Annotated in this window: 20 protein-coding genes and 4 pseudogenes; 16 read left to right on the forward strand and 8 right to left on the reverse strand. The window is 35.5% G+C overall.

Annotated elements, in window-relative coordinates; genetic code table 11:
• Window positions 1-237 precede the first annotated feature (237 nt).
• From OPR58_RS05525 to OPR58_RS05565, 9 genes and pseudogenes are all read left to right on the forward strand, one after another.
• Window positions 238-1,581, forward strand: coding sequence for an IS110 family RNA-guided transposase (locus OPR58_RS05525; protein WP_262986668.1), 1,344 nt, complete (start codon window positions 238-240; stop codon window positions 1,579-1,581).
• Between the two features lie 13 nt (window positions 1,582-1,594).
• Complete coding sequence (locus OPR58_RS05530) at window positions 1,595-1,819, forward strand: gpW family protein (RefSeq protein WP_265023136.1); 225 nt, start codon at window positions 1,595-1,597, stop codon at window positions 1,817-1,819.
• A 19-nt stretch (window positions 1,820-1,838) separates the two neighbouring features.
• On the forward strand, window positions 1,839-2,870 hold the full coding sequence (locus OPR58_RS05535; RefSeq protein WP_265017127.1) for a PDDEXK nuclease domain-containing protein: 1,032 nt from the start codon (window positions 1,839-1,841) through the stop codon (window positions 2,868-2,870).
• Window positions 2,870-3,223, forward strand: a pseudogene (locus OPR58_RS05540) (phage portal protein); the annotation flags it as partial. The gene OPR58_RS05535 and the pseudogene OPR58_RS05540, both read left to right, overlap by 1 nt.
• An 80-nt stretch (window positions 3,224-3,303) precedes the next feature.
• Window positions 3,304-4,659, forward strand: coding sequence for an IS66 family transposase (gene tnpC, locus OPR58_RS05545; RefSeq protein WP_265023137.1), 1,356 nt, complete (start codon window positions 3,304-3,306; stop codon window positions 4,657-4,659).
• 35 nt (window positions 4,660-4,694) lie between these two features.
• Window positions 4,695-5,766, forward strand: a pseudogene (locus OPR58_RS05550) (phage portal protein); the annotation flags it as partial.
• A 14-nt stretch (window positions 5,767-5,780) separates the two neighbouring features.
• Complete coding sequence (locus OPR58_RS05555; RefSeq protein ID WP_265023138.1) at window positions 5,781-6,860, forward strand: S49 family peptidase; 1,080 nt, start codon at window positions 5,781-5,783, stop codon at window positions 6,858-6,860.
• Between the two features lie 46 nt (window positions 6,861-6,906).
• Window positions 6,907-7,278: a head decoration protein gene (locus tag OPR58_RS05560; RefSeq protein WP_262986461.1), complete on the forward strand. Its 372-nt coding sequence runs from the start codon at window positions 6,907-6,909 to the stop codon at window positions 7,276-7,278.
• Between the two features lie 30 nt (window positions 7,279-7,308).
• Window positions 7,309-7,971 (forward strand): annotated as a pseudogene (locus OPR58_RS05565) (major capsid protein); the annotation flags it as partial.
• Between the two features lie 185 nt (window positions 7,972-8,156).
• On the opposite strand, the gene tnpC (OPR58_RS05570) reads toward OPR58_RS05565, so the two are convergent.
• The gene (gene tnpC, locus OPR58_RS05570) at window positions 8,157-9,500 is read right to left on the reverse strand and encodes an IS66 family transposase (protein ID WP_265022247.1); all 1,344 of its coding nucleotides are present in this window, start codon (window positions 9,498-9,500) and stop codon (window positions 8,157-8,159) included.
• A gap of 396 nt (window positions 9,501-9,896) precedes the next feature.
• On the opposite strand from tnpC (OPR58_RS05570), the gene tnpC (OPR58_RS05575) reads away from it, so the two are divergent.
• Window positions 9,897-10,835, forward strand: coding sequence for an IS66 family transposase (gene tnpC / locus OPR58_RS05575; RefSeq protein WP_265023147.1), 939 nt, complete (start codon window positions 9,897-9,899; stop codon window positions 10,833-10,835).
• 178 nt (window positions 10,836-11,013) lie between these two features.
• Here tnpC (OPR58_RS05575) and pyrF read toward each other — a convergent pair whose 3' ends face one another.
• Window positions 11,014-11,694 carry an orotidine-5'-phosphate decarboxylase gene (gene pyrF, locus OPR58_RS05580; RefSeq protein ID WP_017532286.1) on the reverse strand — a complete coding sequence of 227 codons (681 nt, stop codon included), beginning with the start codon at window positions 11,692-11,694 and terminating at the stop codon, window positions 11,014-11,016.
• Between the two features lie 164 nt (window positions 11,695-11,858).
• Between pyrF and OPR58_RS05585 the strand changes: the two genes are divergently transcribed.
• A complete protein-coding gene (locus OPR58_RS05585; protein ID WP_265022212.1) occupies window positions 11,859-12,818 on the forward strand; it encodes an IS5 family transposase in 960 nt (319 codons plus the stop codon).
• 12 nt (window positions 12,819-12,830) lie between these two features.
• Here OPR58_RS05585 and OPR58_RS05590 read toward each other — a convergent pair whose 3' ends face one another.
• A complete protein-coding gene (locus tag OPR58_RS05590) occupies window positions 12,831-14,024 on the reverse strand; it encodes a hypothetical protein (RefSeq protein ID WP_265023139.1) in 1,194 nt (397 codons plus the stop codon).
• 137 nt (window positions 14,025-14,161) lie between these two features.
• The gene (locus tag OPR58_RS05595) at window positions 14,162-15,001 is read right to left on the reverse strand and encodes a hypothetical protein (protein WP_265023140.1); all 840 of its coding nucleotides are present in this window, start codon (window positions 14,999-15,001) and stop codon (window positions 14,162-14,164) included.
• 543 nt (window positions 15,002-15,544) lie between these two features.
• Here OPR58_RS05595 and OPR58_RS05600 point away from each other — a divergent pair.
• Both OPR58_RS05600 and OPR58_RS05605 read left to right on the forward strand, forming a co-directional pair.
• The gene (locus OPR58_RS05600; RefSeq protein WP_265022252.1) at window positions 15,545-16,168 is read left to right on the forward strand and encodes a reverse transcriptase domain-containing protein; all 624 of its coding nucleotides are present in this window, start codon (window positions 15,545-15,547) and stop codon (window positions 16,166-16,168) included.
• Between the two features lie 26 nt (window positions 16,169-16,194).
• Entirely contained in the window at window positions 16,195-16,953 is a 759-nt protein-coding gene (locus OPR58_RS05605) for a group II intron maturase-specific domain-containing protein (protein WP_265022253.1), read from the forward strand.
• A 22-nt stretch (window positions 16,954-16,975) separates the two neighbouring features.
• Here the strand turns inward: OPR58_RS05605 and OPR58_RS05610 are convergent, their stop codons facing one another.
• Window positions 16,976-18,241, reverse strand: a complete 1,266-nt coding sequence (locus tag OPR58_RS05610) for a coiled-coil domain-containing protein (protein WP_265023141.1) — start codon at window positions 18,239-18,241, stop codon at window positions 16,976-16,978.
• A gap of 41 nt (window positions 18,242-18,282) precedes the next feature.
• Entirely contained in the window at window positions 18,283-20,847 is a 2,565-nt protein-coding gene (locus OPR58_RS05615; protein ID WP_265023142.1) for a valine--tRNA ligase, read from the reverse strand.
• A 132-nt stretch (window positions 20,848-20,979) separates the two neighbouring features.
• Between OPR58_RS05615 and tnpA the strand changes: the two are divergent.
• Window positions 20,980-21,405, forward strand: a pseudogene (tnpA, locus tag OPR58_RS11410) (IS200/IS605 family transposase).
• A 25-nt stretch (window positions 21,406-21,430) separates the two neighbouring features.
• Complete coding sequence (locus tag OPR58_RS05625; RefSeq protein ID WP_265023144.1) at window positions 21,431-22,039, forward strand: hypothetical protein; 609 nt, start codon at window positions 21,431-21,433, stop codon at window positions 22,037-22,039.
• On the opposite strand, the gene OPR58_RS05630 is transcribed toward OPR58_RS05625, so the two are convergent.
• The gene (locus OPR58_RS05630) at window positions 21,992-23,458 is read right to left on the reverse strand and encodes an IS4 family transposase (protein ID WP_265023151.1); all 1,467 of its coding nucleotides are present in this window, start codon (window positions 23,456-23,458) and stop codon (window positions 21,992-21,994) included. The genes OPR58_RS05625 and OPR58_RS05630 overlap by 48 nt on opposite strands.
• A 128-nt stretch (window positions 23,459-23,586) precedes the next feature.
• On the opposite strand from OPR58_RS05630, the gene OPR58_RS05635 reads away from it, so the two are divergent.
• Window positions 23,587-23,748, forward strand: a complete 162-nt coding sequence (locus tag OPR58_RS05635) for a hypothetical protein (RefSeq protein ID WP_265023145.1) — start codon at window positions 23,587-23,589, stop codon at window positions 23,746-23,748.
• 117 nt (window positions 23,749-23,865) lie between these two features.
• Here OPR58_RS05635 and OPR58_RS05640 read toward each other — a convergent pair whose 3' ends face one another.
• The gene (locus tag OPR58_RS05640) at window positions 23,866-25,158 is read right to left on the reverse strand and encodes a cbb3-type cytochrome c oxidase subunit I (RefSeq protein WP_265022196.1); all 1,293 of its coding nucleotides are present in this window, start codon (window positions 25,156-25,158) and stop codon (window positions 23,866-23,868) included.
• Window positions 25,159-25,189 lie beyond the last annotated feature (31 nt).

The following is a 25,189-nucleotide window of genomic DNA, read 5'->3' on the forward strand; positions in this document are numbered from 1 at the left end:
AGAAACGTCCTAATGCACATTGCAGTAATTTTTGGATATAATTTTATGAAGAAGTGCTTCTGCAGTTATAATCGAGTTCGCAATGGTGCAATAAATGCCCGTGGATCAGTATGATTTTGGAAGGGACGGTCAAACCATTGATGGAGCTTCTTAGCTACCTCGTTTAGAAGATTGTGTAATATAACCGCCCCAAGCTAAAGCACTTCTTCATTATAAGGTATATATAAGGGATTTTATATGGCAAAAGCAAAAAGTAAATTAGAAGTAGTGAATCCTAATGCAGCAGGGATTGATATTGGTTCATCTGTACATTATGCATGCGTACCAGAAGGGAGAGATAAACAACGCGTTCAAAAATTTGGGTGCTTTACAGTAGATCTTCATAACCTAGCAAAGTGGTTGAAAAAGTGTGAAGTTAGAACGATAGCCATGGAATCAACAGGAGTATATTGGATTCCTTTGTTTCAAATACTTGAATCATATGGATTCGAAGTTAAACTGGTAAATGCACGACATGTAAAAAATGTACCTGGAAGAAAATCAGACGTTCAAGATTGCCAGTGGTTACAGCAATTACATAGCTATGGGTTACTTCAAGGATCATTTAGGCCTGATAACCAAATTTGTGTACTACGTGGTTATAATAGACAACATGACAACCTGATAAAAAGTGCAGCTGTACACACTCAACGTATGCAAAAAGCATTAATTCAAATGAACATTCAATTACACAAGGTTATTAGTGATATTACAGGTGTAACTGGTATGCGAATCATTAAAGCAATAATTGCGGGTGAAAGAAACTCTAATAGATTGGCTGAATTGAGTGATAGACGAATAAAAAATGACAGATCAACCATAGCAAAAGCACTAACAGGTGACTATAGAGAAGAGCATTTGTTTACATTAAAGCAAGAATACGAAGCATATACTTTTTTTCAAGAGCAAATAAAAGAATGTGATAAAAGTATGGAAAACTATTATAAAACACTTGAAACAAGATCAAATGAAAATAAGCAATGCAGTAAAGTAAAGAGGTCTGCAGGAAACAAACCAAACTTTGCTGCACACGAAGAATTGTATCGAATAACTGGCATGGATTTCACCAAAGTTCCAGGGCTTAATACATCAAATATACAGACCATCCTCTCAGAAGTTGGTCTTAATGCTAATAAATGGCCATCAGAAAAACATTTTACTTCTTGGTTGGGATTATGTCCATTTAATAGGATTACAGGAGAAAGAGTGATTAGAAGTGGAACTCGTAAAGTAATTAACCGTGCTGCAAATGCTTTTCGACTTGCTGGTTATTCTATGTTGCACAGTAAAAGTGCATTAGGTGCGTACTGTAGAAGATTGAAAAATCGATTGGGAGCACCAAAAGCAATAACTGCTACAGCAAGAAAATTAGCATGTATTTTTTATCAAATGCTGAAATGTGGACAAGAATATGTAGAAAAAGGAATGGATTATTATGAAAAGTTATATAAGGAAAGAGTAGTAAAGAATCTGGGTAAAAAAGCCAATGAATTTGGTTATATCCTGATAAAAAAAGATGAGCTGATAGGGGAAGTTTCTTAGAAGCAAGTAGTAAATGTATAACGAAGATTATTTAATTCAAGTTGAACAAGCAATAAAGAAGCTTCAGAGTGGCGAAAGAGTGGTATCAATTGCATATGGTGACCATGTGGTAAGATATGCTGAAGTTCAGATAAATGATTTACTAAACTTAAGACAACGTATTAAAGCTGAGCTAAAGATTGTTGGAATGAAACCGAAGAGAAAGATTGTTTTTTCAACGAGTAAGGAAATCATATAATATCGTTGAAAGGAACCGTATGACAAAAATTATAGCAAAAGAATATACAGAATTTTTAGAGCAGCTCAAAGAACAGATTGCTACTAGTCGTTATAAAGCAGCAAGGACAGTAAATAAAGAGCTACTACTACTTTATCATTATATTGGAACGCAGATTCTAGAAAAACAAAAGAATCAAGGTTGGGGATCCAAAGTAATTGAGCAGTTAAGTAGAGACTTAAAAGCTGAGTTTCCAGAAATGAAAGGTTTTAGCACAAGAAATCTAAAATATATGCGGCAGTTTGCAGGAGAATATCAAGATATTGAACTTGTGCAACAACTTGTTGCCCAATTGCCATGGGGACATAATGTATTTCTGATGGACTTAGTTCGGGATAAAGAAGCGAGGCTATTCTACATAAAAGAAGCTATAGAACATGGCTGGTCAAGAAACATCATGGTAATGCAGATTGAACTTGGGTTACATAAACGTCAAGGAAAGGCTATCACTAATTTTAAAGAGAAGTTACCTTCACCTCAATCAGATCTAGCGCATTACACGTTAAAAGATCCATATATTTTTGATTTTTTAAGTATAGGAAAGGATGCTCATGAAAGAGAAGTAGAAAAAGGTCTTGTAGGACATATGGAGAAGTTTTTGTTAGAACTTGGTGAAGGCTTTGCATTTGTAGGTAGACAATTTCATTTAGATGTTGGTGATGAAGACTTCTTTGTCGATCTATTATTCTACCATCTAAAATTACGTTGTTTTATAGTAATTGAATTGAAAGATAATAAGTTTAAACCAGAATACGCCGGTAAAATGAATTTCTACCTTTCAGCAGTAGATGACTTGCTAAAACACGAGACAGATCAACCATCTGTAGGGTTGATTTTATGTAAATCTAAAAATGATGTACTAGCAAAATACACTCTAAAAGATATGACAAAACCAATAGGACTAGCAGAATACCGAATAACTGAAAGTCTACCAGAGAATATAAAGACAGCTTTACCAACAGTAGAAGAGCTAGAGGCTGAGTTATCAAAAATTTCAGATAAGGAGAAGTAATGCTACTCAAATCATTCAAACAACTATTTAGTAAGCCAAAAATCAAAAGTTCAGCGTGGGATGCAGCAGGCTCAGGAAGAAGATTTTTTCACTTTCAACCAGAGTTAGGAAGCATAAATAATTTACTTTCTCAGAGCCTTGGGCACTTACGTAGCCGCTCTCGTGACATGGTGAGAAAAAATCCTTACGCTGCAAATATAATTGATACGATAGTAAGTAACTCTATTGGAACAGGAATAAAACCGCAATCAAAAGCAAAGAATGCAGAATTTAGAAAGAAAGTGCAAGAATTATGGCTAAAATGGACAGATGAAGCAGATAGCTGTGGAATAAGTGATTTTTATGGATTACGTAACCGTTCACGGAGATAAGGTGGTTTACAAAGTAAGTATAAAAGTGTAAAGAGATAGGAAGCTAAATATGGAATGGGTAAATGACAGCAGTGCTGCAAGAAAAGGTTGTAGCAGAAAACGCTAATCTCAAGGAAGAAATAAAAGCACTGATCAGAGAAAATGATAGCTTGAAAGCAAAAATAGTTGAATTAGAAGACAAATTGGGCTTAAATTCGCAAAATTCATCGCTGCCACCATCACGAGATATATATCGTAAGAAAGCAAAAAAGAAAAGTGATAAAAAACCAGGAGGTCAGCCAGGACATAAGGTGCATAAGCGTGAATTAATGGCTGCAGACGAGGTAGTGAGATGCACAATTGATACAATTTGTATGTGTGGAGGTAAGATTACTTTAGAAGATGAAATTATTCATCAGAAGGCAGAGTTGCCAGAAATTAAGCCAATTGTAACTGAGTACAGGTTGCAAAGAGGACATTGTAGAGTATGTAATAAAAGAATTACAGCAAATTTACCCGAAGGTGTTGCAAGAGATTTTCTAGGACCCAATGCTAAAACAGTTATAAGCAGCCTTAGCGGCTTTTTTATTAACTCAAAAAGAGAGGTACAGCAAATTTTGGGCAGTATTTTTAATCTAAATATAAGCCTTGGTTTAGTCTCAAATACTGAACGCAGGGTATCGAAGAAGTGTGCATCTGAATATGAGAAAATGAAGGAAGAGTTGCAAGGAAGCGAGTATTTGCATATAGACGAAACAGGGCACAGAAATCAAGGAAAGAGAGGCTGGAGTTGGGTAATAACAAACAAAGCGTTGACACTTCTGAAGGTAAGCGAGTCTCGTGGTAAGAAGGTGTTGAAGAGTTTACTGCCAGAATATGATGGTATAGTTGTGAGCGATAGATACGCTGTATACAATTACTTCAATCGTGAAAATAGACAGATATGTTGGGCACATCTGGCAAGAGATTTTGAGAGATTTGCCCATAGTAAAAATGTTGAAGTGAGCAAAATTGGCCAAGCACTAAAATCGCTCAGCAATAAGGTGTTTGTAGTAGATAAGGCAAAAAAACAAAATTTGATAGATAATTTGAGATTTTATCGACTGGTGCGAAAAATTCGGAAAAGGGTAAAACATTTTTTACGTAAAATGACGAGGGTTGCAAATAGCACTCAAGCTTCAAGAATGGCCGCTAAGATGTTACGATCTGAGGATATGATGTGGAAGTTTTTAAGAAAACCTGAAGTGATAGAAACAACTAATAACCTTGCAGAACGGCAAATTAGACGGTACGTAATTTATCGTAAAAACAGCTTTTTCACCTGGTCAGAACGTGGAGAAAGATTCGTGGAAAGAATGTTGTCGATATTTTTGACATCACGTCTAAATGGCCAGAACCCCTTTCAAAAGCTACAGAATCTAGTAGCTGTCACTGCTTAGTTCTTTAATTCATTCTCACAATCCGTGAACGGTTACATGGATTACAAGCTCTAGTATGCAGAAGTATGATAGAGGGAGGAGAATGTTTTGTACGTTTAAGAACGAGAAAGCTGGAAGATAGATTTTCTGTGCCATTACAACTGCAAGTACTTGAGTCTGAACATTTAGATAATAAAACAAATCAAACTTTAGGAAATGGTAATGTAATAAGAAACGGGATTGAGTTTAACAAGCTTGGGCAAAGAGAAGCATATTACCTATTTAAAGAACACCCTGGTGAAGGCTCGTTTGGAGAATCAGTGAGAGTGCCAGCAAATGATGTTTTACATATTTATAGACCATTAAGACCTGGGCAAATCAGAGGGGAGCCTTGGCTTTCTAATATACTGCTGAAGCTTTATGAGCTTGATCAATATGATGATGCAGAGCTGGTGAGAAAGAAAACTGCAGCAATGTTTGCTGGATTTATTACAAGACTCGATCCAGAAGCAAATATCATGGGAGAAGGTGAAGCAAGTGAGCAAGGAGTAGCATTATCTGGCCTAGAACCTGGAACAATGCAGCTTTTAGACCCAGGAGAAGACATAAAATTTTCAGAGCCGTCAGATGTTGGAGGAAGTTATGAAGCGTTTATAAGACAGCAACTCAGGGCAATAGCGATTGGTACAGGGATAACATATGAGCAGCTAACAGGAGATTTAACCGGCGTTAATTATTCATCAATCAGAGCAGGATTAATAGAGTTTCGTCGTCGATGCGCTATGCTGCAACATAACATTATGGTATTCCAATTTTGCAGACCAGTATGGAATAGATGGCTAGAATTAGCAGTACTTTCTGGAGAACTCTGTATAGATGAAAAAGTAGTAAAAGCAGCGAAAGAAGAAGTAAAATGGATACCACAAGGAGTTTGATTGGGTTGATCCTTTAAAAGACCAGCAAGCACAACAAATGGCAGTAAGAAATGGCTTTAAGAGTCGCTCAGAAGTTGTTTCAGAATTGGGTTACGATGTAGAAGAAATTGATCAAGAAATAGCAGAAGATCAAAAGCGTGCTGATTCTCTCAACCTTTTCTTTGATTCTGATGTCAGGACACAAACAAAATAAGTCTCGTTTACTTTATGGAAATTTTACAAACCAACTGGCTATGTAGGCCGATGATGATAGAGCAAAAAAGCTTTGACCTGTTGTCACTATATAACGGAAAACAACCTATCTTGAAAAATATAAAACATGCAGTAAATCAGAATATAGAAAAAACAGCAGTAATAGCAATACATGGAATTTTGACCAAAAAACCAGGGGCTTTTGACGATTTTCTGGGAATGACATCATATGAGAAAATTCAAGAAGAAATAGAAGAAGCATTATCAAACAAAGATATAGAAACTATTCTGCTTGATATAGATAGCCCCGGAGGAGAGGTAAACGGTATATTTGACCTAGCTGACTTTATTTATGAATCAAGAGCAAAAAAGAGGATAATAGCGATAGCAAATGATGATGCATACTCTGCTGCATATGCTATAGCCTCTAGCGCTGAGAAGGTATTTGTGAGCAGAACTTCTGGTGTTGGCAGTATAGGAGTAATAGCAAGTCATATAGATCAAAGTGGGTTTGATGAAAAACAGGGAATAAAATATACCACAGTATTTGCAGGAAGTAGAAAAAATGATTTAAATCCACATGAGCCAATGACGTCTGAAAGTCTGGAAAGCTTACAAAAAGAAGTAGACCGACTATATGAAATGTTTGTGCAGCTAATAGCGAGGAACAGAGGTCTTTCAATTGAAAAGATTCGATCAACAGAAGCAGGGCTATACTTTGGCAAGAACGCTGTGGATATTGGTTTTGCAGATGGAATTACAATTCTTTCATCTATTAATAAAAACAGGAGTATTACTATGAATGAACAAACGACAACTGACCTAGAAACTGATAATTTAACTAATAAAATCAAGAATGACAGTTATCATACTGAAGTTCTTGAATTAATACGTTTATGCAACTTATCACGAATGCCAGAGAAAATAGGAGAATTTATAGAGCAGAATGTTAGCAGCAAACAAGCACAAGAAATATTAATGTCGATACTTGCAGAACGAACAATGAAGACTGAAATTTTAAGCACATTACCACAGAATTCGTCAGAAGATTTAATGATGCAGGTAGCAAGAAGTCGTGCACAATCTGGCATTTAGAATATTCATAGTATAACAAAAGTAAAAAATAAAGGGGAAAAGCAGAATGAGTACTATAACAGAACAAAATAACCTTGGGGATCTTCTGAAATACGAAGTTTCAAATCTATATTCAAGAGACCAAATAACAGTAGCTAAAGGTCAAAATCTTAAGCTTGGTGCAGTAGTTGCCAAAAAGACGGAAGATGGTTTTATTAGAGTCCTTAATCCCACTGGAACAGACGGCACACAAACAGCAATAGGTGCAATAGTAAGTGATGTAAATGCGACAGAAAATGCCAAAGCAGTAATTATTACTCGTGGTGCAATACTAGCAGATCATGCAGTTGTGTGGCCAGCAAATATCACTGAAGAACAGAAAGCTGAAGCAATAAAGCAACTTGAAGCACGAGGGATCATTATCCGCAAGGGAGCTTAAAAAAACTATTAAAAATACAAAAGGGGAAAAATGCAAAATCCATTTACAAATACAGCATTTAGCATGACGGCACTAACAAATGCGATGAATATATTGCCGATAAATTATGGACAGGTTGAAAATCTAAATTTGTTTCCAAGTAGATCAGTAAGATTTAGACATATTACCATAGAAGAACATAACGGAGTATTAAGTTTACTACCAACGCAAGTACCAGGGGCACCAGCAACAGTGGGAAAACGTGGCAAAAGAAAAGTAAGAACGTTTACGATTCCACATATTCCTCACGATGATGTAGTGTTACCAGAGGAAGTACAGGGAATAAGGGCATTTGGATCAGAGAGTGAACTTAAAGCGCTTGCAGATGTAATAACTGATCATTTGCAGCTAATGAGAAACAAACATGCAATAACATTAGAGCATTTGCGAATGGGAACGCTCAAAGGAATAATTTTAGATGCTGATGGGTCAGAATTATTAAATCTGTACAACGAATTTGAAATAACACCAAAAGTAGTAAATTTTGCCCTTGGAACAGCAACAACTGACGTAAAACGTAAGTGTCTGGAAGTACTCCGGCACATAGAAGATAATCTAAGTGGTGAATATATGACTGGAATTCATGCCTTGGTAAGCCCTGAGTTTTTTGATGCATTAACTTCTCATGCTAAAGTAAAAGAAGCATATGAAAGATTGTAAGTTAAAAATGTGATATAAAAGAGATAAGAGGGAAAGATAACCCTACTCACTATAGGAATAGGGCTATCACGGGCGTGTGCGACCGAATGAAAGTTGGTATTACAACCGTAGCCATCAAGGTAAACTAGCCCCATCTCTCGATACGTTTGAATAGGTAACCGTTCACGGAATATTCCCAATTAGGCAGGAATAGCGACTAAATTCTGTAGTTTCTGGACAGGATTCTGATCATTCAAACGTGCAGTCAAAAATATCGAAAGCATTCTTTCAATGAACTTTTCTCCACGTTCTGACCAAGTGAAAAAACTATTTTTACGATAAATGACGTACCGTCTAGCCTGACGTTCTGCAAGGTTATTGGTTGTCTCGATCAGATCAGGATTGCGCACGAATCTCCACATCATATCTTCAGAACGTAGTATATTGGCAGCCATTCTCGAGGCCTGAGTTCCTTTTGCAACCCTTGTTATCTCTCGCAAAAAATGTTTCACCCTTTTTCGAATCTTCCTCATTAACCGGAAAAATCTTAAATTGTCTATCAGGTTTTGTTTACGTGCTCTATCTACCACAAATACCCTGTTGCTCAGCGATTTTAATGCTGCGCCAATTCTGCTCACTTCAACATTTTTACTGTAAAAAAACCTTTCAAAGTCCCTTGCTAAATGGGCCCAGCATATCTGTCTGTTTTCACGATTAAAGTAATTATACGCAGCATACCTATCGCTTATAACTATTCCATCATACTCTGGCAATAGCCCTTTTAATATCTTCTTTCCGCGAGATCCAACTAACTTCATAAGTGTTGCTGTTTTATTCGTTACTACCCAACTCCAACCTTTCTTTCCCTGGTTCCTATGGCTTGTTTCATCTATATGTAAATACTTGCTTTTCCGTAGCTCTTCTCTTATTTTTTCGTATTCAGATATACATTTTTCTGATACTCTACCCTCGGTCTTTGATACCAAACCTAGGCTTATATTCAGATTAAATATGCTGCTCAAAATTTGCTGTACTTCCCTTTTTGAATTGATAAAAAATCCACTAAAACTGCTAATTACTGCTTTTGCATTAGCTCCTAAAAGATCCCTTGTCACACCTTCAGGCAGACTAGCTGAGATCCTTTTCTTACACGCCTTACAGTAGCCTTTTTGTAGCCTATATTCAGTCACTATCGGTTTAATTTTTGGCAATTCAACCTTTTGATGCACAGTTTCTTCTTCTAAAATAACTTGGCTTCCACACATGCAAATTGTATCAATTGAACATTTTACCACCTCATCTGCTACCATCAATTCCCGCTTGTGCGCTTCATGTCCTGGCTGCCCGCCTGGTTTTTTATCGCTCTTCTTTTTTGTCTTTTTGCGATATACATCTTGCGATGGTGGCAGCGATGAATTTTTTGAATTTAAACCCAGCTTATCCTCTAGCTCAATTATTTTTGTCCTTAACTTATCATTCTCTGCTTTCAGAGTACCAACTTCTGACTCCAATACCACAATCTTTTCTTGTAGCACCTCTATCATCAACCCCTCATCTATCTAGTTTATTGTTTTTTATACTAATTATGCAATTTTTGTAAACTACTTTCTTATACCGTGAATGGACAAAGTTGATAAGCCTAAACGCCATCATGTCTTTAGGAGAGTCTGCTAATGAAGGCTCTTAAGTTGACGCCATTGCGTGAACGGTTACCCATAAATAATGTGTATACTGCATTTTCCACCCTTATATACGAGCCTAAAAGCTCAACCAGTTGTTCGGAACTTTCAGTATAATAAACCAGAGAGGAGAACCTTGCTGCAAAACGGTCCTTATGACCAAGAGTATGTACGGTTCCTCCTCTCTGCGTGTCTTTATACCGCCATTTCGTGACATTTATAAAGACTTGTTTTTAACATATAAGAGTATGTAATAAAAGAATTACAGCAAATTTACCCGAAGGTGTTGCAAGAGATTTTCTAGGACCCAATGCTAAAACAGTTATAAGCAGCCTTAGCGGCTTTTTTATTAACTCAAAAAGAGAGGTACAGCAAATTTTGGGCAGTATTTTTAATCTAAATATAAGCCTTGGTTTAGTCTCAAATACTGAACGCAGGGTATCGAAGAAGTGTGCATCTGAATATGAGAAAATGAAGGAAGAGTTGCAAGGAAGCGAGTATTTGCATATAGACGAAACAGGGCACAGAAATCAAGGAAAGAGAGGCTGGAGTTGGGTAATAACAAACAAAGCGTTGACACTTCTGAAGGTAAGCGAGTCTCGTGGTAAGAAGGTGTTGAAGAGTTTACTGCCAGAATATGATGGTATAGTTGTGAGCGATAGATACGCTGTATACAATTACTTCAATCGTGAAAATAGACAGATATGTTGGGCACATCTGGCAAGAGATTTTGAGAGATTTGCCCATAGTAAAAATGTTGAAGTGAGCAAAATTGGCCAAGCACTAAAATCGCTCAGCAATAAGGTGTTTGTAGTAGATAAGGCAAAAAAACAAAATTTGATAGATAATTTGAGATTTTATCGACTGGTGCGAAAAATTCGGAAAAGGGTAAAACATTTTTTACGTAAAATGACGAGGGTTGCAAATAGCACTCAAGCTTCAAGAATGGCCGCTAAGATGTTACGATCTGAGGATATGATGTGGAAGTTTTTAAGAAAACCTGAAGTGATAGAAACAACTAATAACCTTGCAGAACGGCAAATTAGACGGTACGTAATTTATCGTAAAAACAGCTTTTTCACCTGGTCAGAACGTGGAGAAAGATTCGTGGAAAGAATGTTGTCGATATTTTTGACATCACGTCTAAATGGCCAGAACCCCTTTCAAAAGCTACAGAATCTAGTAGCTGTCACTGCTTAGTTCTTTAATTCATTCTCACAATCCGTGAACGGTTACGCCATCCCAGTGTCAAGCACTAGGATGACACCCATTTAGTTATCTTTTCTCGTCTACCTTGTTTTGCCACCCTGCTGAACGGATACATACCGTTTGTTGCTTTTATTCTATGGTACCTTATCTACCTTGCCGCTCTCCTGCTTCAATCAGTAAGGGATTTCAATATTAATTCTGCACTACTTGCGGGATTGCCGCTTTTTGTAATTGGTCTGCCAATTACGATATAATCAGCTCCTGAATTTATTGCTTCTTTTGGTGTTGCTGTCCTTTTTTGATCATCATGACCTCGATTCATACGGATTCCTGGAGTAATAATTTTAAAGTCTTTACCACATTCTTGGCGCACTTCTTGAGCTTCTAGTGCAGAGCAAACTACTCCATGTAGTCCAATCTTTTTTGCAAGCTTTGCTAGCAAAATTACCTGTGATTTTGCTTCCCTTGCTACTCCGAGTTCACTCAGATCTTCATTGCCCATACTAGTTAGTACTGTTACTCCAATTAGCTTTATTTTCTTTCCTTGCACTATACTTAGTGCTTCTTTAAGCATTTTTGTTCCACCACTGATATGCAATGTTAGCATTTCAACATCTAGAGCTTTTATTGCTTCAACTGTTCTAGCTACAGTGTTTGGAATATCATACAATTTTAGATCTAAAAAAATTGGTACATTGCATTTTGCAACTTCTCTCACTCCAGAAGGACCATGTGCAGCAAAAAATTCTAACCCAAGTTTTACCATGCCAACCTTATCACGCAGACCATTAGCCCAAGATATGGCTTCATTCAAATCTTGTGTATCCAGTGCGCATATTATTGGGTTCATTATCTTGTATAATTTTTTTTATAATAAGAGTAATTGTTGCATTTTACAATCCATATTGGCTTTGTTGCATAGCTAGTGTTGGTTGAGGTTATTGTAAGGAGAAAAGCTTATGGTTACTAACGCATTTTGTTGTAAAATAGGCATTTTTCAAACAAGTATAACTTATGCCACAAAAAATGAGAGTAAGTAACCAAAGAGAATATAATGAGTTTCTAAAAAAAAGAGGAAATGTTTTTCATTTTGTTAATCAAGCCATAGAAAATTGGTATGAAAATAGTCCAAAAGTTGCAGGTGGCAATAACACTTATAGTGATAAAGTTGTAATTTTAATACACATAATAGTTCATCTTTTTAGAATTGGCTTGAGACAAGCTGTAGGTTTTGTAAAAGGTTATATGGTACAAATAGGCAAAAAACTTAAGATTATCAGCTATACACAAGCTTCCAGAAGATTTAAAAAGCTTAATTTGAAGATTGATGACCATAGAAGCAATAAAGATGATCTGGAAAATGTTGAAATTGCCGTAGATAGCACTAGAGTTAGTATCTACAATAATAACGGTGGGCATAGTAAGCTTAATATTCGAAAAAGAAAATACAGTGGTTATGGTCAAGTAAGAAAATTACATGTTATTTTAAACATAAATGATAAGAAAGCAATAAGCATGAACTACACTAGTGGTGTTGCTGTAGACTATTTGCCGGTCTGCGATATGTTAGAAGAAGTCAGTGATAAATATAACATTTGTTCTATTCGAGCAGATGCGGCTTATGATATAAAAAGTGTGTATAAAGAATGCAGAAAATACAATATTGTGCCTATTATTCGCCCTAGGAAGGATACTAAAATTTGTTTAGCTGACTACTTATCAGAAAGAAACAAGTATATTAGTAGAATTAGGTCATATGAGAATTATGAAGATGGTATTAATGAATGGAAGAAAAAAGTTAAGTATGGAGCACGGTCTTATATTGAAGTCTTTTTCTATAGGTTGAAGCAAATATTTGGGTTTGGCTTGAAAAATAAATCAGAGGTAAATCGTGAAAAAGAGCTGTTAATTAAGTGCTACTTACTGAACAAATTTACTGATATTGGTATGGCTAAATTTAAATTAGCTGCGTAAGTTCATTGTGATTTACATGCCTATCAGTGCTATGCAACAAAGCCATCCATATTCAGGGATTGGTCCACTTGCAATGCTTTGTACAGACACTGAACACGATAATCTGGTCGGAGTGGGTGAACGACTGGCATATCCAAGATCTTCCTGTAAAGAATCAGACGTTTCCTCCGATGTTTTGGAACCTTTCATTGGCTTGAATTGCACAAGCTGCCCTAATATAAATTTTATTTTCTGAGTCTCCCCTAATATTATTTTTTTGCTATAATCTTTAATTGTTTCATTTTCTCTTATCGATTCTTCTATCTTATCTATCACATATTGAAGTTGTTTTATTTGACTGTCTCGCTCTAAAAGTGAATTTCTTAAATTTTTCACTTCGTTATTACAATCTTGTCTTATTCTGTCTAACTCAAAAGATTGATTTTTAATTAAACCGTCTGCTTTATCTAGCTCTTCAAATTTCCTTTTTAACTCTTGAGATAAGTTTTTATTTTTCTGATCAATTTCTTTAAATTTACATTGTAATTCATCTAATTTCACACAAAGTTCTTCTTTTCTTTTATGTAATTCTTCTTTTTTCATATATAGTATATGTTTCTCTTTACGTAATTTGTCTATTTCCTTAGATAACTCCTCTTTTTCTTCAGATAATTTCTCTACTTCCTTATATAATTCCTCATATTTATCATTGTCTATTTTTCTTTTCAATTCGATTATAAGTTTTTTCCTCTCAGTTAGATTAGCTTCTTTTTCCTGTAACTGTTTACACAAATATGAGATTTTATGGAGTAGTTCTTTTTCTTGTGCAGCAAGCTCATCTTTCTCCTTCGTTACTTTTTCTAATTCGTCTGTTATTCCAATTATATGGATCATTTTTGCTTCTAATTTCTCCTCCAAAGATTTTTCTTCTTTAAGAAAAGATTTCCTCTCAGCTTCTATTTTTTGACCAAATTTTCTTTCTTCCTCGTATAAATTGTGCTTTTCTTGAGTCAACTCACGCTCTTTGTGAGCAAATTTCTTCTCCACTTTACTAGTGTCAATAATTATTTTATACAAAATCATAAAAGCCAAAACAGATAATACAGCTAAAGCGAGAATTAAAGAACTAGGTACATTAATAAGCGCTAAAGATGTAAGTAACGTGAGAGTAGCCAGAGAACTAGCTATAAAATAAAATGTATTATATTTATTAAGTAAATTGCTCATCACCCATATACAAAACTTCAGCAGTCTTGTATATATTGATTAAAATTGTCTTACCTGTAGAGGAGAACACTTATCACAATTGTACCAGTGATAAACTTTAGTTGATATTCTAACTAAACTCAAAATGCAAGGTGGCATCAGACAGGAGTAGAACATCTACTAGAATATCCAAAATCTTCTGAATATGAAGCTTCATCCAGCTCTTTATTTGGTAGTGCTGATAAATCTCCATTACTTATATCTGAAGGAGCAAGGCTATCATTAGTTTGTACAGATATTTCTTCAATTAATCCTTTTATTTCTTGATCACTGACTCCAACATTCTTGATTAATTCCTCCAATCTATTCAAAATCTCTAATACAGTTTCCTGCGATATAATCACTTTATCTCCTTCTCTTACATTCTCTTTGAACAAATATATCATGTTTTTTGCCAAATCTTGTGCTAAGCTCACACGATTCTGATGAACTAATGAAGATTGATCATTCAAATCTGAAATTTCTTCTTTTATAGAATGCTTCTCAAATAGTAACTCTTTGTACTTTTCATGTTGAATTTGACTTTCTTCCTCCAGATTGATGCTATAATTTTCCAACTCTTCACTGTTTTTTCTTTCTTTATTAAGAATTTTTTCTAACTCTTTAATCCTACTGAAATATTTAGTTTCTTTCTCTTCCGATTGCTTACTTAGTTCTTCTAAATCTACAGTTAGTTTAATCACTTCTTGAGTTTTTTCATTTAACTTTTCTTGTAATCGTCTTTTTTCTTCTTCTAAATCCGATGATTTAAGTATTAAATCATAAGTTTCAGAACTTTCTTTTTGCAACTGCGCTTCTAACTCTGCTATTTTTTTCTCTTTCTTTTCTAAACATGTCATCAATTCTGTTACTTTTTTAGATTCTAATTCATGTGATTGACTTTCTAATCTCTGGATTTCACTATATTTATCACCTAAATCTTTTTTAGTATCATTCAATTCTTGTTCTAACCTTTTATTTTCATTTATTGATTGTGTGTCCAGAGAAGGCAAGTATGTTCAGTGGGAGGTAGACCCACCAGGATAAAAGTCGAAGTCCTGTAGCTAGGGTAGCAATGTGGAGGGAAAGCAAAATGTTGAAGCCTACCGACAACGTTATCATAGGATAATGGCGAATTACTAGGCCGTAGCGAAAGCAAACATATAGGTGGCCTCGAAAACGATAAGAACTGAAGGCTGAGCCAGCGGTCAATGGGCGAAAGCAGAATAGGCAGTTGAAAAACGACTGATACAATTGTTCTACTTCAGCGGGGTGGTAGTGATAGCATGGTAATGAGGACATACAAAGCAACTGGAGAAGCCCTCCTCATCCCAAGGAGAAATACCTTGGAGTGGTAGGTTCTATAACTGGAAAACAGGAAAAGAACCGAAGATGAAAGGGTGGCGGATGGGTGTGTAGTAGCGAAGAAGTGGGGTAACGCCCATGGAGCAAAGGCACCCTACTAGTAGAGATCTTTTAACAAAAGGAAGGTAAAGGTAAAAATGACAAAAATGCCAATAAAATTACAAGACCTGAGAAGAAAGATATATATCAAAGCGAAAGCAGAACCGGAATGGCGATTCTGGGGAATCTATGTACACGTCTGCAAGATGGAGACACTAGAAGAAGCATATAAGCTAACAAAGAAAAGCAATGGGGCACCAGGAATTGATGGGGTAACATTCAAATCGATAGAGGCAGAAGGCTTAGAAAAGTATCTTCAGCAAATAAGACATGAACTAATAACCAAAACCTATAGCCCAAATAGGAACCGGAGAAAGGAAATACCAAAAGTTGGGGGAAAACTCAGAACGTTGAACATACCCTGCATCCGGGATAGAATAGTGCAAAGTGCACTAAAGCTAATAATTGAACCGATATATGAATCTGACTTTCAGGACGGATCATATGGATATAGACCCAAGAGAAAAGCGCATGAAGCAGTAAGCAGAGTAGCGAAAGCAGCAATCAAAGGCAATACAAAATGTATTGATGTAGACCTGAAATCCTATTTTGATAACGTACGACATCATATTCTCATGGAGAAAATTGCCAAGAGAATAAATGATAAAGAAATCATGCACTTGATTAAGCTAATCCTTAAGGTAGGAGGAAAACGAGAATAGCGCAAGGGTCGCCTATCTCACCGTTGTTGAGCAATATATACCTCAATGAGGTAGACAAAATGCTAGAGAGAGCAAAAGAGGTGACCAGGGAAGAAAAATATCAACGTATAGAATACGCCAGATGGGCAGACGATTTAGTGATACTGATAGATGGGCACCAGAGATGGGAATGGCTCGAGAAATTAGTGTACAAAAGGTTACAAGAAGAATTAGCAAAACTAGAAGTAAGTGTAAATGAAGAAAAGACAAAAATTGCCAATCTAAAGAGAGGAGAAACATTCGGCTTTCTAGGATTTGACTTTCGAAAGAAAATTACAAAACAAGGAAAGTGGAGAGTACAGATAACACCACAGATGAAAACACGAACAAGCCTACTTCAAAAGTTGAAGAAGGTATTCAGTAACTATAAATCGCAACCAATACGGAGAGTGATTCAGATCATCAATCCGATATTGAGAGGGTGGGTAAACTACTTTAGAATAGGAAACTCAAGTCGAAGCTTCAGCTACGTTAAACAGTGGGTAGAGAAGAAAACAAGACGCAATATGATGCAAGCCAGAAAAGCAAAAGGATTTGGTTGGAAAAGGTGGAGTAGCGAATGTATATATGAGACCCTTGGTCTATATTCGGACTATAGAATAAGATATTACGTTCCGAAAGCCTTACCAGCACAATATGTTATAAACTTTGGTAAGAATCTACTAGGAAAGCGTAGTGCGGGAAATCCGCATGCTGCGTTTGATGAGGCGGGAATTGGAAACGTAAACATGGGAATTTTGGATTGAGGACCAACATGAAAATAATGGATCAGCCACCAAACCCTAAAGAGGCGCGCCAGTTCTCGACCCTACCATCCAGTTTAAGCTCTGATCGCCCTATTTGATTAACTAGTTTTTGTATTTTGACAACTAGAATTTTAGCATATTCTTCCAAGCCTTGCTTTTCTTGCACTAATTCAGCTTTTTCTTTACTTAACTTTTGTATCTCTTTTTGCGCTTTCCTTAACTTCTCCTCTAACTTTTCCTTCTCTACTTTTCTCCTTTCAAATTCACTCTCTACCGAATCACTTAGCTGCTTGAGTTTTTGTGTTACTTCAGCCAAAACTTCATCTTTTTCCCTTACCTTTCCATTTAATTCCTCCACCTCTCTCATTTTTTGCTGTAATTGTTCTAATATAGTTTGATTATTTCCAGTTAATCTTGTATTTTCTTTTTCCAATTTATTAATTCTTTCGTTTAAGCTGTCATCTACAACTTGTGCAATTTTGTCTTGCATTTTAGTACTGCCTATTTGAGCTTCTTTGCTGCCAAGCTCAATTTCTTGAGTTGTTTGAATGTTAATATTTCTATTACTATTTTCTATCACAATCTCAGATGATTTATGATTGCCTTTCTCCTTATTTCTAAATTTTATTTGATACAAGAATAAGTTACCTATTTTTACATCTTTATTTGCTTTCAATTGATCATCAGTAACACGATTACGCTCGATAAGTTCTATACCATTAGCATCAATATTAATTATAATAGTGCACTTTTTTCCGTCCTCATCACACCAATTCAGAGTCATTTCGTATGCACCATCAGTTACAACATAGTGCCTTATTCCTTCTTCAGAAACAAAACCGTGCATTCCATTTTTTCCATTGCTATGCAGAGTTGAAAATCCTGAAATTCCATTATCTTGACAGAAATTACTATTCAAAAACTCACTGACTTTGAATTTGTTTTTATTAGCTCCCAATTTAACTTCTGCACAACTACCATATATTGACACTGTTTCAACACCATTTGCAATATACCCATTCAATACTTTTTTAGCCTCATCTTGAAGCTCTGGTCTAGCTTCTTTTATATTATTGAAATCTTGGATAACGGCTTTATACACTTCATCTTCATTAAAATTGGCATTGTATTTTATTAAAAAAGATAATATGTGAAAACTAGCTACAGCAGTGTGAATTGATTTATTCTTTTCTTTTATCTTACCGAGCAAAAACAAAAACCTTTGAATGAAGTCATGATAATCATCTTTTTGTTCTTCAATTTTATTATTATATGAATTACCAATCATTATTACCTCACAACTAAATAATTAGTATAGTAATACGAATGCTAAGTTACATCAATCAATAAACTTACAGTAAATTTTCCATTCTCAGTTATAAGCTCTGCTTCTGTACTCTCAACCCATTCTATCACTTCAGCATTGCAAACTGACTGCAAATCATGCTGAGCAGAATAATTTAACTCATCCTCTTTTACACTCGCTTTTATTATCAACTTTTGTATAAGATGCTTAACTGATACGTTATTATCTGCTTTTATTTTTCTCACAAGGTTTAATATCTGCACGAAATTATCTCCCATTTCCTCAGAATACTTATCATAGGTAAGTTCTTCCTTGTTAGGCCAATTACTTTTATTGTGAACGGAGTTATAACTATACAACTGATGATATATTTCCTCTGTAATGTATGGCAAAAATGGTGCAAATAACCGCAAAATAATATTGAGTACATATGCCAAACTCTGTTTCGCACTCATGTTTGCCTCGCTGTCCAATGCATCTCCATATGCACGTTTTTTAACTAACTCTAAGTAATTATCACAAAAATCTTTCCAAAAAAATTCTTCTATTGCGCTCAAAGCTTCGCAGTATTCAAACTGTAATAGGTTGTTCGTCGTTTTTTCTATCACTTTATATAATTTGGACAATATCCACTTATCCATCGTCTCACTGATGGAATTTATGCTCAATGCTTGATGTTTTTCCATAAACATGGAAACAAATTTGCTAGCATTCCAAAGTTTCGTAACAAGTCGTTTGCCAATTTTGAAGATATTTTCAGAGTAGACTGTGTCAACTCCAAGTCTTGAGTTTGCTGCCCAATAGCGTACTACGTCAGCTCCATAGGTTTCAAGCATTACATGAGGAGTGATGATATTACCTTTTGATTTACTCATCTTTTTTTTATCATCAGCCAAACACCAACCACTAATCATGATATTTTTCCACGGCAGTGAATCTGCATGATAATGTGCCTTCAAAATCGTATAAAAAGCCCAAGTTCTTATTATCTCATGGCTTTGGCTGCGCAGATCTGCAGGAAATATCTTATCATACCGATGGCTTGGTAAACCGAGCTCACTGTTTACTGCCAGTGCACTTAATTGAGGAGTGATCGCACTTGTTGCCCAAGTATCCATCACATCTTGATCTGGAGTAACTTCTTCTTTAATATACCCTTTCGGCAAATCTTTGAGTGGATCTACAGGTAAATCCTTTACTTCAGCTAGAATGATTTTGCCTTCTTCTCCCTTACGTTTTGAATACCAAACTGGAAATGGTACACCAAAATAACGCTGTCTTGAGATGCACCAATCCCAACTTAGCCCTTCTATCCACACCTCCATACGTTTACGCATAGATTCTGGATGCCAATTACATTTACTCACTTTATCTAATACTTGAGTTTTTTGCTCTAAAGTCTTGACAAACCATTGATAAGTAGGTAATATTTCAAGCGGCGCACCAGATCTTTCAGCACATTTAACAGAATGAGAAATGCTAGTGCTTTCTATTAAAAGTCCTTTTCCACTGAGGATTTCAATGATCCTCTTTCTTGCTTCTTTAACTTTTAGTCCATGGATCCCAGTGTCAGCTACTCGGATGACAACGGCATGTGTCTCCTCTGTCACCTGAGTAGCTTGATACTGGGCATCTTTCTCCCCTGTCATCCCAGTGCGTGACACTGGGATCCATTTTTGATCACACACTGCATGCAGGTTTATCCTTCCATCCTGATCAATTATAATTGTCACCGGCAGATTATGCTTTTGCTGCCAATATATGTCGAGCTCATCACCGAATGTACAGCACATAACAAGCCCAGTGCCTTTATCTATTTTGACCTTATCATCAGCTATTATTGGAACTTTTGCCTCTGTAATTGGCACTACGGCTATTTTTCCAATCAGATGGGCATATCGTGCATCTTCTGGATGACAAAAAACTGCAACACATGCAGGAAGTAACTCAGGTCGCGTAGTTGCAATATGAATCTGCTCATTTTTTTCAGTGGAAAAAACTATCGTGTTCAAAGATGACTCAAAGACTTTATCCTCTATTTCCGCTTGCGCAATTGCGGTTTTATCAACTGGGTCCCAAAGAATAGGTTGCATTTTCCTATATATATACCCTTTGTTATATAGATCAACAAACGACGTTTGAGAAAGTGCCACAGCTTTCTTGCTGATCGTGTGATATTCCAAACTCCAATCATAACTAATGCCGACCGATTTAAATAACTCCTTGAATTCTTGCTTTGACTTCTCAATAACTTCATGGCACATCTCTATAAATTTTTCTCTGCCAACTTCTTTTGCACTAACTTTATAGGTTTGCTCAACTAACCTTTCAGTCGGAAGGCCATTATCATCAAAACCAATTGGATAAAACACATCTTTTCCCAGCATGCGTTGAAACCTTGCAATAAAATCCGTATGGCAATAGCTAAATATATGGCCGATGTGCAACTTTCCTGATATCGTTGGTGGAGGAGTGTCTATAGTAAAAGTGTTATTCTCTTCACCATTCCATTTATAAACTTTACTTCCTTCCCATAATATGTTGTATTTATTTTCAATTTCTCTAAAGCTGTATTTTTCTTCTAACATAAATATTTTTCAGTTTTAAGCTTTAAGTTAGCACAATTGAGCAAATACAGCAATTTTAATGTCTGACATTTTAGTGTCCCCCTTCGGGGATTGTCCCGCCTTGAGGCGAAGGGCAAGTTACAATAGTCGCGTATGCGACGTTATGGGTATAATGCACACTCTAAGTACGATATGAGAGTACACTTGGTATGGATTCCCAAATATCGAAAAGGGTGCTAATAGGCCAAATTGCTGTTAGAGTTAGGGAGCTGCTAAGGCAGGTTACTATGGAAAATGAGAGCCAAATTATCTCAGGCAAAGTTGCAGTAGATCATATTCATATGTTTATATCATATAAACCACAGCAAAGTGTTAGTAAAATTGTACAACTTTTGAAAGGAACAAGTTCAAGGTTGCTGATGCAAGATTTTGCAAGTCTAAGTAAGCAATTTTGGGGCAGGCACCTTTGGGCACGTGGATATTGAGCCGTAAGTTCTGACAGATGAGGTTATACAAGAGTACATATCTATCCAGGAAGGCGAGCCACTTCATGACAATGATCAATTTCAAATTGATTAAAATTTAACCCTTCACCTTGTAGGTGATGGTTGTTGAGTTTATAATACAAAATTTCTTGATTTTAGTTTTTTATGTATTACACGATAAATTTTTAGTATTGAGGTTTATTATGCCTGATTTTAAATTTTCTGATTTACAAGATCTTGTTAATGCTCTATATGATCCATACTATCTGCCCTCCAACGAAAAAATAAAACTAGCAGAATTGCTTGAGGACGTGTTGGAACTAGAAGTTAAAAAAAGCTCAGAAGATGCAATAGCTACATTGAAAGATAAAATAAGAAATGAATTAAAAAATGAAATGAAAAGTGAAATGAAACAAAAAATAAATAAACTTGAGCAGCTAGAGGCGGAAAATAAAGACTTACAAACTAAAAAGGATAGAGCTAAAGGGTTAAATAGATTCTTAGAATATGCAAGGAAGACAGCTCAGAACGAAAATATAGAATTAAAAGCTGAAAAAAATAAACTAAATACTCAAATCCAGCATTTACAGCAAGAAAAGAAAATATTAGAAGTCAAAAATGAAACAAATAAACAACTAAAAGAAAAAGCAACATATATCGCTACTGCTAGTACCTTACTATTACCCATAAATATAGGATTCATGAGCAAGTCTCCATCCTTCTGCTAAATCAAAGAGACGTTTCCATCCCTTCCACAAAGCTATAGGACCTGGTTCTAAGTCATTTTTGCGAGCTAAAAACCCTCCCAATTGAGCTACCCACCTCACGATTTTTCTTATGGGTGGTGGGGCTTCAGGATAGTTTTTTGTTTTTAGCATTTTTGTATACAAAACCTTCCACTCCTCATCAGTCAGTATGATAGTACAAGGAAGATTGGGATTTGTTCTAGCTACTAATGTAATAAAAAATATTCTCCATGCAATTATACTCATTATTGTAAGAAAGCGGATCAATCTATCTGCTGTTTGGAGTCTACATTCTTCAACTTTAAGACCGGATTTCAAAATTTTATGAAAGACCTCTATTCTCCACCTTAAGCAATACCATTGTATTTTTTCTACTGCTTCTTCAAAATTATTAACACTTATATTTGTCAATAAGATCCAGTTCATAGGTTCTTCGCCAAATGGGGAATACTTTTCTATAACATAGACAGCATTCAAATTTAAATTAGGAAGTTTTTGAGTCTTACGTCTAGCGTTGTTTTTTGATGCATTCATCACAAAGTTACTAAACTTTACTTCTAACACTGCTGTTCTTTTAGGCCTATTATCACGGGTAGGAATACTTATTTGAATTTCTCCTTGGCAAGGCATACGATTCATCAAATCCCACAACTTTTCACCACCTTTTTCAGAATAAGTTGATCTCTTGTTTACTGTTCTGTTTTGATTTCCTCTTACTACAAAAAGAGATTGATTAGTGGAAGCAACTTCAAATAAATCATAAATATCTCCTTCTCTATCGCAAACGGTAACTACCTTAACATCCTTTAATCCAGGGTGATTAGTAGAGTCTTTTAGTGATGCTATCCACCGTATGCTTTCTTTCTCTTCTATAGGAACAGCAGTGTTATGGCTTCTCCTTTTCAACTCTCTTAGGTCTTCAGCTAAGGGAGGTCTAGTACTAATTTTTTGATCTAATAATCCTATAGGTAGTCCTTCTGTTGTAACTGCAAATGTTGTATGCATCACTAATCCATGGGTTTTAAAATTGGTTGTTTCAGATCTTAATCTTGCTGCTATAATCCCTAATCCTTTGGCCTTTTTATGATTTTTATATGAAATATAACTCGTGTCTTGGATAGCTAAAATAGTTGAATATTCTTTAGCTCTTTCAACAGTTTTAACTATATGACTGTCTAATATCTTTCTTTCAGAAATGGCATCATTTTGAAAAAATCTATAAGCTGCTTTACTTTGATACCAATCTTTACAAGCTTGATTTATTGAACATTCAGGCGATTCAGCAAAACTATTAACTACTTTTAAAAGCCTTTTACTTAATCTTATATCGCCAAAATTAACAATCCCAAATTCACTTTCTGCCCATTCACTAGTTGAGGTATTTATACTTCCTTTCATCATATATTTCATTTTTAGACCATAGGTCTATTTATAGTACTAAATTGAATTAGTAAAATAGCAGCTTTTTACCATTTATATACTTATGGGTAATAGTAAGTGCTAGTACTGGTCTTGCTGTTGGGTTAGTAGTGTATATTACACTTGAACATACAACTAAATTGGACATGTGGTTAATCGTTGTTATAGCAACATTATCTGCATTCTTAGCTGGTGGTTTAATAATGAAACCTAGCTCTCAAGTAAATGGAACACAAGAACCACAAGGAGTAGCAAATAAGAATTCAGTCTAGCTTGATATAGTTTTTTTCATTTCATTGCCTTTCCAAATTTGAAGCAGGTTATTTGAGCCATAGTACAAAGTAAATATAGTAATTTTACACTAAAATTTTTAGTTTTGTTTCTGTGGGTTAGTTGGTACGAGCCTTGCCTTTAAGAAGATGTAAAATCACAATTATTACGAATAACATTCCACCAATAACTGATATAGCTCCACCCGTAATAAAACAAGCACGTGCCAACATTGATGAAATACTTGGCAGATCTGCAACTTTTCTTAATGCACCATATCCACCAAGCCAAACAAGTCCAGTAATGTGGAGAAAATGTCCCAAGCTATATGCATAAATCTGTAATCTTACTATGGAGCTTTTTATTTCTTTACAGCCCAATTTTGGTAACAGCCAGTAGACAAAATTCATAAAAGCTATAGTAATACCAACCACAGAACCGTGATAATGCGCAGGGATAGTGACATTTCCTTCAATAGTTAGCACTCCAAGCACACCTCCATAAATGAACAATACAAACGAGTGGAGAAGATAATTGCCCTTATCATTGAGCAGAGTTTTTATGTTGCAAGACACTAATATTGTTAAAAAGCACGGCAGAACTGCTCCAGCAATTCTCATATGCCAGGTAAAAAACTTTATTAATTCAGCACTATCCGCCGAATAAATAAAGTATATAAACGGCGCACCTACGGTCAAAACTGTGTTTATAAATAGTGGTAAAATGGTAATTTTATTTAGACTAATATAGCGAGCATTCAGTATGATCAAATGAACTAAAAACATTGCTTGAGCAAAGGCAAACTGCAGTAAATGTCCGCCTCCCCAAAAGAGATATTCATAAAATAAATTCTTGTCTGAGTGATATAGACCTGGAGGCATATTTTTATGTGCTAAAACAACACAAAGAAATGATGACACAAGTATAATGACCAGGCCAATTTGTCCGATTGAAAGATATGAGTCTTGTTTATTTGATATGTAGGCTAGAGCTGTATTTATCAATATGATGGTAATGAAAAGACTGAGTCCAAGTAAAAATAATTTGTTTTGTAATACAGGTATATAGTTACTTTTGATAACTTCAGTATTTGGAACAAATGCAGATATAAACATTAGCAGCATGGAAAGGATTGAGAGAATCCATGAGAAGTTAAACCAATGATTGGTGTTTTTTAAGTTTATGATGAAGAGCAGAGATATTATAGAGCACATCCATACCAAAATTGACAAATTTACGTGTATCACCAGTGCATTATCAAAGATATATTGTGCAGAAGGAATGAGAGAAGAAATAAAAGGCAATCGTAGAAAAATAACAATTATTGACAGCAGTCCAGAACAAGCAAGAGCAAGTACTGCCAAGAATATCCATTGCCTGCAAAGTGAAGCGTTATTTTGTATGTTGAGCATTTACTTTTAGGTACTATAGCATAAGACAATG

Origin of the sequence: Wolbachia endosymbiont (group B) of Ischnura elegans (assembly GCF_947251585.1) — a bacterium.
Classification (GTDB): domain Bacteria; phylum Pseudomonadota; class Alphaproteobacteria; order Rickettsiales; family Anaplasmataceae; genus Wolbachia.